The sequence below is a fragment of the Plantactinospora mayteni genome, assembly GCF_016862935.1.
GTDB classification, from domain to species: domain Bacteria; phylum Actinomycetota; class Actinomycetes; order Mycobacteriales; family Micromonosporaceae; genus Plantactinospora; species Plantactinospora mayteni.
In genome coordinates this window covers 39,735-54,547 of the sequence record NZ_BONX01000065.1, presented here as the reverse complement: position 1 = coordinate 54,547, position 14,813 = coordinate 39,735, and the positions used below count along the sequence as shown (strand labels likewise).

Below are 14,813 nucleotides of genomic sequence, written 5' to 3'. Positions count from 1 at the left end.
CAGCGGACGGGTCGCACGAGACCGCCGCCCTACAGAAAGGCCACCGGATCGGACCGGAACTGCCACGTGATACGTCGATCTCCATCCCCTGGGTAGGTCCAATAGTCGATCACGGCGTAGCGTCGTCCTGTCTCCGGCAGCGTGAAGGGCTCCTGCACCTCGACGCCCGTATCCGAGACGACGTCCACGATGTGACGTCCGGGCGAAGCCTTGATCGGGAACAGGATCCAGTTGTGTTGGCTCCCGACCTCGAAGGGCTGCGCGACAACCACGATGCCGTCGATGGCCACCGTGAAGATGACCGGATCATCCTTGAACGACTGATTGCTTACCCACAGATGGAGGTCGGCCTGGTCCGCGCTGACAACACGGATCGCCGACGGCGGGGACCCAAGCTGCGGGGTTGAGCCCTCGGCGGCCGACGCTCCGACGGCGGGGACCGCTGAAGCTGGCGAGTGGACCCCTGGTCGTGGTCCGGAACAACCCACCACTGTCAGTACTGTCGCTGCCGCGAGGGCAGCTGTGCGAACGGACATGCCTGCCTCCCCTCCACCTGCCAAACGAGGCAGGCAGAGAAGAGTTCCCTCCGTGTCGGTGACCCGCTGAACGGCAACGCCCCGGTCGCGGCATGAGAGTAAGCCGTTGGGCACCGGCCAGCCGCGGCGACGGCCGTATGGATACTGTCACCGTGCATACGTCCTGGACCCACATCGGGCGGCTCTGGACGAACGGCGAACCGTACCTCGCCGTCGATGCCGCCGGTCGCCGTTTCTGGCGCGGCCTGAGTGACGACGAGTACGACCGGATCGTCGACATGACCCCCGAGGAAACCAGCATCGCCGTCGCCGGTTCTACCGCTCTTCTTGTCGGCGCTGACGGGGTCGTTCGTGACGACAGCTGGATGGAGGTGTTCGAGTCCGCGGAGGGCACCTTGGCGATAGTCCAGGCCTCGGGCCCGGACTATCGCAGAACCCTCGAATCGGCGCTGAATCATCCATCGGCCATCGATGATGTCGGTGATGCCCTCAGCGTTCCCAGTGGCGATCTCGCAATCTTCAGCGCCGCCCTCGACGGAATAGGCGAGCACGCGATGCCGCTGTCGCCGCCTCAATCAGGCCCGCCGCCGCTTGAACATGGACCTCCGTCACGGGAGCCGGACACGGGACTGCTCCTGCCAGCCCGCGGCAACGGATACAGGCTCAGAGTCAGGTGGTACACCAAGATTGACGACCAGAGCTGCTTCGCTCGGTGGCTGCTCCTCCCGGTACACGACCGCCAACCCACATGACGCTCAACCAGATGCACGCCCCTCGGTGCGACCGACACCGGCGAGCAGCGCCCGCCGTCGACTTCGGTGACGAGGTCGGGTAGCCCCCACGGCCCCGGCGTTGTTCCGGGTTGAGGCGTTCTGTCCGTGTTGAGAACCGGGCGAGATGTGAGTTGCAGGACGAGCGCGACTCCTGATGATCTTTCGGGTGTCTAGTCCTGAAGATCATCGCTGGAGTCGCGCTCGTGACGTCATCTTCCCTGATCGACCCTGTTGTTGACCACCTCGCCGATCTGGCGTTGTGGGAGGCCGAACTCGCTGCGGATCCGGGTGTGGCCGATCCGTTGTCAATGGTGTCTCCGTTGGTGGCGCGGTTGCGGCAGGTGCCGGACCCGCGCCGGCTGCGGGGGCTTCGCCATCCGCTTCTGGTGATCCTGGTGCTGACCGCGTGCGCCACGCTGGTGACCGGCAATGACGGACTGACAGCGATCCGGCAGTGGGCGGCGCGGACCCCGCAAGATGTCCTGCGCAGTCTCGGAGCCCGGCGAAACCCGCTGACCGGCCGCTACCTGGTGCCCAGCGAGCGTACGTTCCGGCGGGTCCTGCAAGCGGTCGACGGCGACGCCCTCGACTTGGCGACCTGCGGTTACCTGGCCGACGTCGTGCGTGGAGACGCCCCGGCCCCGCAGGTGCCCGCCGCCGAGGACGAACCCGCCGAACGTGAGCAGCGCCGCACCGCGACGCGGGCGGTGACCCATCCGGCGCCGGCCGGGCTGCTGCCCGCGGTCGCGATCGACGGCAAGCTGTTGCATGGCACCCGCACCGGGGTCGGGCAGGTGTTCCTGGTCGCCGCGGTCACCCACGACCGGGCGGTGATCCTGGGCCAGCGTCAGGTCGGCGACAAGCGCGGCGAGACCACCGTGACCAGCGACCTGCTCACGCCCCTGGACGTGGCCGGCATGCTGCTCACCCTCGACGCACTGCACACCACGAAGAAGACCGCCCAGCTGATCACCGGGCCCCTGAACGCCCACTACATGCTGATCCTCAAAGGCAACCAGCCGCTCGCCCTGCAGGCCGCCCAGGCGCTGCTATCCGGCGCCGACACCAAGTTCGCCGACACCACCGACATCACCGGCGACCGGGGACACGGACGCACCGAACGCCGCACGATCCGCGTCGCCGCCTGCGACGACACCCTGTTCCCCGGCGCCCGGGAAGCCTTCCGACTACGCCGCGACACCGGCGGCCTCGACGGGGTCCGCACCAGCAAACAGATCATCTACGGCATCGTCAGCCTGGACGCCACTCAGGCCGGCCCGCACCACCTCAACCACTACGCCAGAGGCCACTGGACCGTGGAAAATCGTCTCCATTGGACCAGGGACGTCACCTTCAGCGAGGACGACTCCCAGCTCAGGACCGGTGCGGCTCCACGCAACTTGGCAGCCTTCCGCAACCTGGCACTGAACACCTTCCGCCTCGCCGGACGCGCCAACATCGCCCACGCTCGCCGCGATCTCCACGACCGCACCGACACCTTCGCCGTCTACAACATCTAGCAAACCATGATCAAACCGGGCATAGAAGAACAACGCCGCGGCCGTGGCGAACACCGTGGCACCAGCCCAACCCCCGCCAGCAGCGCAAAAACTGACGACCATGGACGCCGAGCAACTCATCGAGTTCGTCCGGACCAACCAACAGCTGATCCGAGCATGCCTACTCTCACCCGCCAGCCTCACGTGACGCGTTGCCGCGTCGCCGGGCTGTGGCATATCCGTGGCGGGCCAGTCGCCTCGACCGCAATTGTCGTCGCACTGATCATCACTGCCGCGTTTCCCGAGCTGAGTCTGTCGGTCAGCACGGTGTTCGACCTGCCGCCTCGCGGCGTGGGCACCCCGGAGCTAGTCGCCATCGCGCTAGCCAGCGTCCTCCCGGCGATCACCACCCCACGATTCGACGGGCGAGAACTCACCGCGCACCGATCTGCACGGCTCGGACACTTGACCTACTCCGCGATCATGTTCGCAGCCCCTCTGGCCGTCCTGCCGGTCTGGTACTGGGTCATTACCACCCGTCACCCCGACACGCAGTTCCCACCCCTGCACGGGCTCATCGGCAACGTGGTTGTCTTCACATCCATCGGCGCGATTCTGTGCCTCGTCCTCGGCTCGCTGGTCGCCGCCGTTGCCACGCCATCCCTGTTCGCACTACTCGTGGTCGCTCAGCAAGCCCTACCAGAATCGCTACTCAGCAAGACTTTCTCCACCGGCCGATCCTGGCACACCAACTACTGGATCACGACCGCAGCAGCGCTCCTGACCCTCGTCCTCAGTTGGCGCCTACGGGCCGTTCCATGGCCCAACCGCCCGTGACCACGAACACAGTCTGAAGCTCAGCCCTGCCGCGCCACTCCCTTGTCGACGTATACCGAGACCACTGCTCTCGGCTTCCTACATACCCGGCGGACGACGCTCCCCGGCGTAACGGCACCCAGTGACAGGGGTCCGCCAGATGGAGCGGGTCAGGACCGGGCGAGTACGGCGACAGTGTTGCCGATGCAGACGATGATGCGTCCCTGCGCGTCGACCGCCACCGCCTCTAAATGGCCAGGAAAATGGAGCGCCTCGCCGATCTGATCTCCGGTGGTCAGGTCCCAGACGGACAGCTCGTTCCAGCCGGTTATCGCGATGGGCGTACCGTCCAGGTGGCCGATGGCGCCGATGGTCCCGTGGTCGATCGCCAACTCCTTGACGGGTTGCGCGGTGCCAAGGTCCCAGATCTGGGGAGGCTGGATGTCGCCTTTGGTGAGGACGACTGAACTTCCCGGGCCAACAGCCAGGACTTCGACGTAGTTGCGGGGGCTGCGATACGCGGCGATCTGCCGGTTCGTCGCCACGTCCCGAATACGGATGGCGCCCCTCACGCCTCCGGTGATCGCGACCGCTTGGCCGTTGAGGACACCGGTGACCATGCCCGCCATCCGTCGGCGTTCCTTGGCCAACGGCTTCCCGACCTTCGCACCGGTGGCCAGATCCCACACCAACACCGCCCGGTCATCTCCCGCAGTCACGGCCACCGGGCGCCCATTCACCGTTGCGGTCGCCACCGCAAACACTTTGTCGCTATGACCGGTGAACATGTTGACCTGCTTCCCCGCCGTGAGATCCCAGACCCGCACCGTCTGGTCCGCACCGCCGGACACCACCACCGGATGACCGTCCACCACAGCGGCGGCAACCGCCAACACCTTGTCGGTGTGATCGGTGAACGGCTCACCCACCGGCTCCCCAGTCGCCGAGTCCCACACGCGCACCGTCCGGTCCTCACCGGCGGTGATGACCACCGGCCGCCCATCAACCACGGTCGTGGTAACGGCACGCACCCTGCCGGAATGGCGAGACTGGTGGACGTCATGATCAGCGGCGAGGTCCCAAACCCGTACCGTTCGGTCATCGGCTGTGGCGACCGCCACCGGACGCCCATTCAGCACCGCGGTTTCGATTACTGGCGGATAGCCACGGTGACCAGCGAACGGCTCACCGATCTGCTGTCGGGTGGCCAGATCCCACATGCGTATTGTCCCGTCCCAATCGCCGGAGAGCGCCACCGGACGGCCGTCCACCACAACGGTCGCAACCGCCCACACCTCGTCGGTGTGACCGGCGAACGGCTCACCGACCTGCTCCCCAGTGGCCAGATCCCACACCCGAACCGTGCGATCGCAACTGCCACTCACCACGACCGTACGGCCGTCAAGAATCCCAGTCGCCACCGCCCGGACCGAAGCCGTGTGCCCAATCAGCGGCGGGCCATCCTGTCGCCCGGTGACCAGATCCCAGACCCGTACCCGCTTTCCCTCACAGCCGGAAACCGCAACCGGACGACCGTCCACCACAGCGGTGGTGACCGCGTGCGCCGCGCCGCCAAGGGTGAGCAGGCGACCGACCTCGACCCGCTTCGCGAGATCCCACACCCGTACCGTCCCGTCCAGTGAGCCAGACACCGCCACCGGACGGCCGTCCACCACACCGCTCGCCAGAGCGATCACCCCGTTGGTGTGGCCGGTCAGAGGCTTACCCACCCGTTGGCCAGTGCTCAGGTCCCACAGCCGTACCGTCCGGTCATCGGTCCCGGCCACGATCATTGGTCGCCCATCGACGACCGCGGTCGTCACCACACTCGCCCCAGGCCACCTGAAGGACTGATGCAGTTGGCCGGTGGTCAGATCCCACATCCGCACCGGTCCGTGATGGCTCACGGTGACGGCCATCAGCCGCCCTTTCACCACCACGGTGGCAAGATCTCGGATGTACGACACTCGCTCGATTTCTGGCGAACCAACGGGTGGGCAGCACACCAACTCCCGTGAATCTCGGCTCACCCACTGCACAGCCCACTCGGTGGCGCCCATCAAGCCTCCCATCCACGATCACACCGCAAGACCGGGCCAGAGTAACCGGGCATAGAAGAACAACGCCGGGGCCGTGGCCGGGTCCCTCGGCACGGCAACCAAGATCAGCTCGCGGATCTACCGCGATTCGCGCCTCACGCAACGTGACGGCGCACGGCGCACGCAGGCGCCCGGAACTGCCGATGACAGTGCGTTCGATCAAGGCGGGGCGTGGTTCGCTGCGGCCCTCAACGTCTCCGAGCACGCGCTCGGTCCCAGCTTGCGGAGACCCGCGACTGCCATCGTGGCGCGGTAGCCCCTAGCCCAAGGCGGGACGTCGCGTGCCGACCATCGCCGGCGGTTGCGAGTCGCCCGCATCGTTGGGCCTTCTCGTCACGGGCGGATTGGTTGGTGGCAGCCGATGTGGTAGTCGTGGATCCTCGATTTGCCTGACCGGTTGCCTGACCGGGCCGTGGGCTTTGGTTACCCGTGTTGGCCCGGTGCAGGCGCCATCGGGTTATCTGGTGACGAGGTTGCGTTCGAGTTCGATGATCGGGTTGATCGTGGTGTCGTAGTTGCTGAGCACGATGGAGACCCAGTTCAGGTCGGGGTAGATGTCCAGGCGGTTGGCTGCGCCGGGGCCGCTGCCGGAGTGTCCGACGATGCGCCGGTTGTTGAGGATTGTGTTGAGGTAGCCGTACCCGTAGAACTCGACCTGGCTCGGTGGCTGTGACGGTGGCAGGGCATGCTTTCCGCTGGTGATGACGTCGACGAACGCGGGGTCGAGCAGTTTGCCGGCGGTCAGCGCACGGGCGAAGGCGAGCAGGTCGGTCACCGTTGAGTAGGCACCGCCCGCCGGCCCGGTGGTGTACGGCGCGTAGGGGCTGGTGATGAAGTCGGCACGGGTGCCGTCACGCTGGGTCCAGTAGGGCCGGGCGATGGCGTTGTTGGCCAACACCTGGGCTCGGCTGAAGAAGTCGGTGCGAGTCATGCCGGCGGGTGAGAAGACATGTTGGCGGATGTAGTCGAAGTACGACTGTCCGGTCACCTTCGCCACGATCGCGCCGAGGACGAAGAAGCCGTCGTTGCTGTACGCGTATCGGGTGCCGGGGGTGAACTGCAGCGGCGTCTGCCGGATGAGCGCGAGAGTGCCGTCCATCACCTCGTCGAAGCCGTTCCAATCCAGTCCGGGTGGGGTCCCACCGCCGATGGCGGGCCGGCCGACGCCGGAGGTGTGGGTGAGCAGCTGGTGGACCGTGACCGTGCTCGCCTGCTCGGTGGGGAAGCCAGCGAGATGCGCGCCGAGGGTGTCGTGGAACGCCAGCTTGCCCTGCTGGACCAGTTGGGCGATCGCGAGTGCGGTGAAGGTTTTCGTGATGGACGCGAGCCAGAAGACCGTGTCCGGTCGGTTCGGTATGGACTGGTCCTTGTTGGCCATGCCGTGGGCGCACACCAGCACCGGCCGGCCGTGGTGGGCGATGAGCACGGTTCCGGAGAACATGTCTTGTGCGGCCCGCCCAGCCACGAGCCGGTCGTACGCGCCGCCGGGCCGCAGATCCTTCGGTGGTGCGGCATGGGCGGTGCCGGGCGCGGCGACGAGCGCCGTACCGGCCAGGGAGGCGGCGCCCAGCGCGCCGAGGACGGTTCGTCGGCTCGTGGGACGGGTCATCGCGGGCTCCTGGTAAGGGTCTCGTAGACGGCGGTGGCGATCTCGGCCATCGCTTCCTGCGCCTGATCGCCCAGGCCGCGGACGGCCTCGAACGTCGTTTCCTGTCTCATGAACTGGGCGAAGGTGAGCCACCGGCGGTCCGGCAGCTCGATGTACCCGGCGAGGGCCTTGTGGAGCATGGCGCCGCCGGTGGGGGTGGCCAGGCCACCGGTACCGGTCTTGGCGTAGACGTGGCCCGCCGCCGGGGAGTTCGGCTGGTTGCCGGCGATGGAGCCGTCGCGACCCATGATGGGCAGCGCCTGCCGGTACTGGGCGAAGTACGGCCGCCGTTTGATGTGGGTCAGGAACCGGATGAAGGTGTTCGCGGTGTAGCTGCCCTCGGCCACTCTGGCCAGGTCGGGATCGAGACCGGCCGCGCGGAACAGTTGGCGGAGGTACTGCTCGTAGGTCGCCTTCGGGGTGACGCTGTCACGGCCTGCGACCGCGCCCACTAGGTACGGGAACGTGACGGTGTGTATGTTCGAGCTGACCTTGAGCATGGCCTTCACCTCTTCCGCCAGCGGCGGCGACACGTGCTCGGCCAGTCGGGCACCCCGCCACCCGGTCGGGGCCGCCTCGATACCGCCCCCGACCGTCACGCCCAGGGCGTGCAGCGCTTCGGCGAGCACGGTGCCCCCGAACCGCGTCGGGCTCGGCACGAAGTACGCGACAAATCGCGGTTGGGCACCCAGCGGGATGTCGCCGGTGACCGTCACGCTGCGGCTGCCGTCGAGGTCCTCGACGTCGTCGCCGAAGGCGAGCGGCCGTGCGGGCCCGGATGCCGGCACCGTGGTCACCTGGCTGACGAAGCGCAGGTAGCCGGTCTGCGGGACCGCCCGCACGACACCGGGGGCACCGGCAGCGCCGCCGGGGGTCACGACGGCGTGCACGACATGGTCGTTGACCATCATCGGCGACACCGTGATCTGCGTATTGCCCATGAAGACGCCTTCCCGCGCCTCCCGGAACAGCGACGTGTCCACCAGGATCTGACCCTCGACGCGCCGTACGCCAGCGGCAGCGACCTGCCCGGCCAGGTCGCGGATCTCCCGCAACGGGTCCGGCAACGGGACCCCACCCGGGTAGGTGGGATCCGGCTCCGGCAGGTACAGCGTGCTGTCCGGCCGTCGCCGGCCGGACAGCAGCAGGTCGCCACCGGCGACCAGCACCAGGTCACCCCGGAGCACACCACGCACCACCGGACCGGTGCGGTAGACCCGGGTCCGGAACCGGTGATTCGGCCCGAGCGCCTCGAACGCGGTACCGGCGACGAAGACCTTGAACGACGAGGCGGCCACGAACAACTCGTCTGGCCGCAACGCGTACACGATGTCGCCGGTATCGGCGGCCGAGAATGCCATGCCCCAGCGTGCGCCGGCGAACCCGGGCCGCTCAATGATCGCTTGGATCCTCGCCGCCAGCCGGGAGCCGGCCAGCACACTCCCTGCGGATCCGGCATAGGCCGCTCCACTGGGCGCGAGCACCCCGCCCGCGGCCAGTGGTACCGCGCCCAGCATGCCGAGTACGGCTCTTCTGGATGGCTGTGTCATCGCATCTTCCCTTCCGTAGGCAACAGCGATCACTTCTACCGACCGGCGGATATCGGGAGCCGATGACCGAGCCATACAAAATCCATATGTGCCCGCTGGGAGACTGGGTCGATGCGGGTCCTGTTGGTCGAAGACGAACAGCCACTGGCCGGTTACATCGCCGCCGGGCTGCGCAAGCACGGCTGCGCCGTGGACATCGCCCTGGACGGCCAGACCGCCCTCGACAAGCTCGACCTCGCCCCGTACGACGTCGTCGTGCTGGACCGGGACCTGCCGGTGGTCCACGGGGACACCGTCTGCCGGCGGCTGGCCGAGCGCGGTACGTCACGCATACTCATGCTCACCGCCTCCGGCGCGGTCGAGGACCGCGTGGACGGGCTCACCCTGGGAGCCGACGACTATCTGGGCAAGCCGTTCGCGTTCACCGAGCTCATCGCCCGCGTGCGGGCGCTGGCCCGGCGTACCGGCACCGTCCGACCACCGGTCCTGCGCGCCGCCGACCTGCTGCTCGACCCCGCCCGCCGCACCGCCGAACGCGGTGGCCGACTGCTGCACCTGACCCCGAAGGAGTTCGGCGTGCTGGAGCAGCTCCTCGCGGCCGGCGGCGCCGTTGTCAGCGCCGAGACCTTGCTGGACAAGGTCTGGGACGAACACGCCGACCCGTTCACCAACGCGGTCCGGATCACCCTCGGTACGCTGCGCCGCAAACTCGGTGAACCACCGGCCATCGAAACCGTGACCGGCGCCGGCTACCGGATCCAATCGTGATGGTGCGGCTCGCCGCCCGCAGCCGGCTCGCGCTGCTGCACACCGGCCTGGTCCTCGCCGCCGGTGCCGTGCTGGTCACGCTCACGTACGTGCTGATGCGCCGCAACCTCAACGACCGGCCAAGGATGCTCGCCATCATCGGCTCGCCCGACGCCCCGTCGCCGATCCCGGCCGACGGCCTTGCGGCACTGGAGAACGTCAACCGGCTGCACGCCGAGACGCTCTCGCAACTGCTGACCCAGTCACTCATCGCCCTCGCGATCGTCACCGTGCTCGCGGCCGTGCTCGGCTGGCTGCTGGCCGGCCGGGTACTGCGCCCGATCCAAGCCATATCCGCCACCGCCCAACGGTTATCGGCGGAAAACCTCTCCGAACGGGTGCCCGTTACCGCACCCGCCGACGAGCTCGCCACGCTGGCACAAACCGTCAACGGCATGCTCGACCGCATCCAATCCGGCATCACCGAACAGGAAAAGCTGCTGCACAGCCTGCAAATGTTCGTCGCCAACGCCGCCCACGAACTGCGCACTCCCCTGACCACCATGCGCACCGCCATCGACGTGACCCTCGACGGCCAACCCAGCACCGAAGAACTCCTCGTCATGACCGGCGACGTGCGCACCGCGGTCGAACACAGCCAACGCACCCTCGACGGCCTGCTCACCCTCGCCCGCAGCCACACCGGGCCCAGCAGGCAACACCCCATCGACCTCGCCGACGTCGTCGCCGGGATTGCCGACGCGTCAAGAGCGCAGGCGAAGAGCCATCACGTCGAGCTGCGCACCGACCTGCGTCCTTCCCCGATCGTCGGCGATCCAGTCCTCATCGACCGCATGGTCATCAACCTGGTCGACAATGCCATCCGCTACAACGAAACCGGCGGCACCATCGCCATCACCACACAGACCACGGCGGAACACGCCCAACTGCGTGTCACCAACACCGGCCAACGCATCCAACCCGACACGGCGGCCCAGCTCTTCGAACCCTTCGTCCGAGGAACCACCAACCAGCCACGAACCGACGGCGGAGCCGGGCTCGGCCTGTCCATCGTGCGCGCCGTCGTCGACGCCCACCACGGGCAACTCTCCAGCAGCGCACCCGAAACCGGCGGGCTAGACATCACGATCCGCATCCCCACACCGCTCCGCTAGAGTCCAGTGACTTCTGTTTGAGTTACTTCGAGTTTGTTTGCGACGAGTTGTTTGACGCTGCTCTCGACCCAGCGGATCTTGGCGAGGATTTCCTCGGCGGTGGCGGTCAGGCGAACTGTCCCGCGGGGGTGTTCCAGTGTTCGACGTAGTCGCGGACGCGGGCGATCAGGGCGTTGACCGAGGTGAACGTGCCTCGGCGGATGGCCTGTTTGGCGACGATGCTGAACAGTCCGCGACGCCGGACACTACACCGGGCGGGCGGCCGATCCAGGCGGGCTGATGCTGAGTCGGCTCCGGCCAAGGCGCCGCGCGGGTGGGCGCGCACGCCCGGCGCTACTACCCCCGTCTCGACGTCACGTACGTCTCCTCCGACACACCCGATCGAACGGGGCCTCGTCTGGCGCACGGACGCGGCGACCGCCCGCGTACTCCCGTTCAACCAGGCCGCGCGAGACCCCCTCCATCGCTGAGGCCACCTCACCCGGCTCAATCAACACGCCCTATCAATCAAAACGGGGCGCACTCCAAGGTCACGCGCACGAATCTGGATCCCCTCTATGTCAAGGGATCATGGTGAGTTTGTTCTAGGCTTTTCGTGGCGGGTCCGGGTTGTGACTTGTCCGAAGAGACGGCTGTCGGGATCAGGCCGTCCGTGCTGGATTGCAGAGTCGCTCCCGAGTGTCCTCCCGGACCCGTCTCACCAGCCCGGTGCGCTTGCGCGTCGTGGAGCATCCGCTTGTAGACGACGTCGGACAGGTGGCGTTTGAGAGCGCGTAGCGCTTCCATCGTGGTCTTGCCTTCGGTGAGGCGTCGCCGGTAGTAGGCGCGGCCGAGTGTGTCACGGCGGAGCTGGACGACGGCCATGATGTGCAGGACTCGGTTGATGCGGCGGTTGCCGGCGCGGGAGAGTCGGTGGCGGCGCTGGTCGCCGGAGGATGCCTCAAGTGGGGCGGTGCCGTTCCAGGACGCGAAGTGCGCGGCGGTGCGGAATCGGTGGATGTCGGCGACGTCACCGATCAGCCGGGCTGCTCCGGACGGGCCGATGCCGTAGAGCTCGGTCAGGGTGCTGCCGTGCTCGGTGACGAGCTGGCTCAGCTGCTTGGCGGCTGCCCGGATTTTGCCGTCGATCGTGGTGAGTTCCTCGACGAGTTCGCGGGCCAGGTCGTGGCGGGTCTGGGCCACGATGTTGTCCGGCGGGGGGTGCGGTGCGCAGCAGGTAGCTGGCCTGGCCGCGGGTGAGGAACTTCTTGGCCCCGCCGGGGAGGAGTTCGAGCAGCAGGTGGTGGATGCGGCTGATGATGTCGGTGCGGGCCGGCCGAGTTCGTCGCGGCGATCGACGAGCAGGCGCACCACGACGGTGACGTCGTCGGGGGTGACGGTGCGCAGGCCGCGGCTGCGCAGCCCGGGCGATGTGCCGGCCGATGCCGGAGCAGCCTTCGACCGCCCACACCCGATCGCTGAAGGCTCGGCCGGCCGTCAGCATCTGCTGGTAACCCTCGGCGTCGGTGGTGAAACGGCCCCGGGCCAGGACTTTCTCTCGTTCGTTGATGGCCTCGATCGTGGCCGATCGCTTGTGTGGATCCATCCCGATCACGACTCGGCTCATGTGCTGGTCCCTCCCCTTTATGGCTACTACTTGATGCCAAACAGGGAGGGCAGAGCTACTTTGAGCTGCACAAACCCCTCTTGAGCCACTCCCCGGGCGGTAGCCGGCGGGCGCATGCCAGATGAGAGTCACACCCTGGATCCGGATGGACAGCCGCAAAGAGAGCGAACCCACCAGCTACCTCGACCCAGCCTGGCCGGGCACGGGTCGTAGATCCAAGTAAATAAGTAGCCGCGAAGCGCTCGTCACGGAGATGGCGCGGGGGCCTGCATCCGGACATGCCGATGTGCGGATGCCGGCAGCTTGGGAACGAAGTGGCACGCCGAGGGGATCGGCAGCAGGTTTCTCTTTAGCCAATCTGCTGCCGATTCCTTGATCGACCCGGTCAGCGGCCCGACCGGGTGAACCGTCCTCGCTGGGTCCCGCGCCGGAGGCAGGCCGCCGTTATCTGCTCGCCCCAAACAGAGCGGCCCGGCTGTGAGCCGTGGCGGCATATGGCGCGGGATCCGATCCGGCTGGGGCGGGCCCATCATTGGTCAGGGCAGCTGGCCCGGCCGGTCGACGATTGCGAGCCGGAGTAGCGCGGAAGCCGATTCCAGTGACTCCTTGCCGTTCCGCACCACCGACCCGCGGGTGCCAAGGTAGACGTGGGTGTCTCGGTCGAAGATGAAGTCTTCGTTACCACCGATCACACCGGGCATCCGGATCGCCACCCCATGCCGGTCGGCGGCGTCCACCACGTCGCCCGATATGACGATCGCTCCGGGCTCTCGTGCCAGCAGTTCGAACAGCGCCGCCAGTGCTCGGGGCGGCACGTAGCCATCGAGCATCGACCTCGCGGTGGTGTACGGCATGCTCTCGCTCCCGTACACGGCCTGCTCATCGGCTCCTACGGGGAGATGCAGGTCGACCGGGTTCTCCCGAAGGTATCGAAGCATCTCGTCCGGGTCGGTGGGCAAGTCGCCGTGGTACGCGGGCGACGGGAATGCATCGAGCTCCTTGCCGGGATTGGCGGGATCGTTCGGACGGAGCACCTTCAGTTCGCTCCACCCGTTCGGATTGGTCTCCGGTCGGTAACGTGCCTGCGTGTGCGCGACGCCCCCGGCCGAGTGCCACCTCTGCACCCGCACCGTGGTGTACGGACCGCTGTCCGGCTTCTCCCGCGTCGTGGCCAGGAGTTCCGTGAAGACGTACTGATCGGGTCGGGCGGTGAGTTCGGGCTGCTGCCGGGCGGCATCGGCCGCCATACGGAAGATCTCCGAGGCGCTCGCCGCGGACGGCGACTGGTTGCCCACCCCCATCGTCTGCACCGCCAGACCGCCGACGGTCAGTGCGACTGCCAGCCCGAATGCTCCGGCGAGGCGCCAACCGCGCAGGAACCGGGTACGGCTCCCGACCGGACGGGCCGCCGAACCCATCTCGGCCCGCCGGGCGACGTGTGCTGTCAGATCCGTGAGGAGCTGCTCTTCGAAACCGTGCCGCGGCTGTTCGATCTTGTTCATAGCGTCTCTCCGTCTGATCATGCGAGGGCGGTGGCCGGGTGGGCGAGCACGCCGCGGACGACGCGACGGGCACGATGCAGGCGGACCCGAGCCGCGACCGGGGACATCCCGAGCGCGGTCGCCGCTTCCGCGACGGTGAGGCCGTCCACGGCGACGAGTTCGACCAGCGTTCGGGTGCCCTCGGGTAGCTCGCTCAGCGCTCGATAGGTGCGGCGGGCCGCCGACTCGGCGTCGATCCGCTCCTCGATGCGGGCGATGTCGTCGGCGTCCAGGTCCCGTCGTCCGGCCAGTCGGCCGGTCACCCGCAGCCGTTGGGCCGCCCGACGCCGCTCGTCGCCGATGACGTTGCGGGCCACCCCGAACAGCCAGCCGATCTGGCTACCCCGGTCTGGCCGGTAGCCGGCCGCCGATTCGATCACCGCCAGGAACACGTCGGCGGTCAGGTCGGCGGCGAGGTGTGGATCGTCGACCCGCCGCGCCACGAACCGGCCCACCGCCTCCACATGCCGCCGGTAAAATGCCGCGAAGGCCGCCGGATCAACTCCGATACCGGAAATGTCACCCTCCGCGGGGCTGGGATCATTCACAGGCCGTCCTCTCTCCGAGCCGTTACACCTCTTCTTCGTCAGGCGGAGCGCGGGTGTTACCGAACCATCCGACACGACAAACAGGCGGGTCTCGGGTAGAGGCACCCGTATCCACCGTCGCATGAAGATGAGTTGACCGATCAACGCACCAGTAGGCCGGCCGAACAGCAAGATCGGGCGCACTGATCTGCCGCCGTCCGGGCGCGCAGGGCTCGGCATACCGGTCACGCTGCGTCAAGTCCGCCTTCACCCGGGTTCCATCCGGTTCTGCCGAG

General features: G+C 67.6%; 12 protein-coding genes. 5 read left to right on the top strand and 7 right to left on the bottom strand.

What is annotated here, in order from left to right; all coding sequences use genetic code 11:
• Positions 1 to 29 precede the first annotated feature (29 nt).
• Positions 30 to 536: a hypothetical protein gene (locus tag Pma05_RS38495; protein ID WP_203862466.1), complete on the bottom strand. Its 507-nt coding sequence runs from the start codon at positions 534 to 536 to the stop codon at positions 30 to 32.
• A 137-nt stretch (positions 537 to 673) separates the two neighbouring features.
• Between Pma05_RS38495 and Pma05_RS38490 the strand changes: the two genes are divergently transcribed.
• The 3 genes from Pma05_RS38490 to Pma05_RS38480 all read left to right on the top strand — a co-directional run bounded on the left by Pma05_RS38490 (position 674) and on the right by Pma05_RS38480 (position 3,645).
• Positions 674 to 1,288, top strand: coding sequence for a hypothetical protein (locus tag Pma05_RS38490; protein ID WP_239314043.1), 615 nt, complete (start codon positions 674 to 676; stop codon positions 1,286 to 1,288).
• Between the two features lie 311 nt (positions 1,289 to 1,599).
• Positions 1,600 to 2,829 carry an ISAs1 family transposase gene (locus tag Pma05_RS38485; protein ID WP_203862465.1) on the top strand — a complete coding sequence of 410 codons (1,230 nt, stop codon included), beginning with the start codon at positions 1,600 to 1,602 and terminating at the stop codon, positions 2,827 to 2,829.
• 156 nt (positions 2,830 to 2,985) lie between these two features.
• Entirely contained in the window at positions 2,986 to 3,645 is a 660-nt protein-coding gene (locus tag Pma05_RS38480; protein ID WP_239314041.1) for a hypothetical protein, read from the top strand.
• Positions 3,646 to 3,794: 149 nt separating this feature from the next.
• On the opposite strand, the gene Pma05_RS38475 is transcribed toward Pma05_RS38480, so the two are convergent.
• The 3 genes from Pma05_RS38475 to dacB form a co-directional block, all read right to left on the bottom strand.
• Positions 3,795 to 5,684, bottom strand: coding sequence for a WD40 repeat domain-containing protein (locus tag Pma05_RS38475; RefSeq protein WP_203862464.1), 1,890 nt, complete (start codon positions 5,682 to 5,684; stop codon positions 3,795 to 3,797).
• A 496-nt stretch (positions 5,685 to 6,180) separates the two neighbouring features.
• Entirely contained in the window at positions 6,181 to 7,332 is a 1,152-nt protein-coding gene (locus Pma05_RS38470) for a serine hydrolase domain-containing protein (protein WP_203862463.1), read from the bottom strand.
• Positions 7,329 to 8,921 (bottom strand): D-alanyl-D-alanine carboxypeptidase/D-alanyl-D-alanine endopeptidase, encoded by a 1,593-nt coding sequence (dacB, locus tag Pma05_RS38465; RefSeq protein WP_203862462.1) that lies wholly within the window; start codon positions 8,919 to 8,921, stop codon positions 7,329 to 7,331. The genes Pma05_RS38470 and dacB overlap by 4 nt, the downstream gene beginning before the upstream one ends.
• 111 nt (positions 8,922 to 9,032) lie before the next feature.
• Here dacB and Pma05_RS38460 point away from each other — a divergent pair, with 111 nt between their 5' ends.
• Together Pma05_RS38460 and Pma05_RS38455 are read left to right on the top strand one after the other, a co-directional pair.
• Positions 9,033 to 9,689 (top strand): response regulator transcription factor, encoded by a 657-nt coding sequence (locus Pma05_RS38460; RefSeq protein ID WP_203862461.1) that lies wholly within the window; start codon positions 9,033 to 9,035, stop codon positions 9,687 to 9,689.
• On the top strand, positions 9,689 to 10,843 hold the full coding sequence (locus Pma05_RS38455; protein ID WP_239314053.1) for a sensor histidine kinase: 1,155 nt from the start codon (positions 9,689 to 9,691) through the stop codon (positions 10,841 to 10,843). Before Pma05_RS38460 ends, Pma05_RS38455 begins: the two co-directional genes overlap by 1 nt.
• A gap of 555 nt (positions 10,844 to 11,398) precedes the next feature.
• Here the strand turns inward: Pma05_RS38455 and Pma05_RS43150 are convergent.
• From Pma05_RS43150 to Pma05_RS38440, 3 genes are all read right to left on the bottom strand, one after another.
• Positions 11,399 to 12,025, bottom strand: coding sequence for a transposase (locus tag Pma05_RS43150; protein ID WP_239314039.1), 627 nt, complete (start codon positions 12,023 to 12,025; stop codon positions 11,399 to 11,401).
• 960 nt (positions 12,026 to 12,985) lie between these two features.
• Positions 12,986 to 13,951 carry a CU044_5270 family protein gene (locus Pma05_RS38445; protein WP_203862460.1) on the bottom strand — a complete coding sequence of 322 codons (966 nt, stop codon included), beginning with the start codon at positions 13,949 to 13,951 and terminating at the stop codon, positions 12,986 to 12,988.
• A 17-nt stretch (positions 13,952 to 13,968) separates the two neighbouring features.
• Positions 13,969 to 14,538: an RNA polymerase sigma factor gene (locus Pma05_RS38440; RefSeq protein WP_203862459.1), complete on the bottom strand. Its 570-nt coding sequence runs from the start codon at positions 14,536 to 14,538 to the stop codon at positions 13,969 to 13,971.
• Positions 14,539 to 14,813 lie beyond the last annotated feature (275 nt).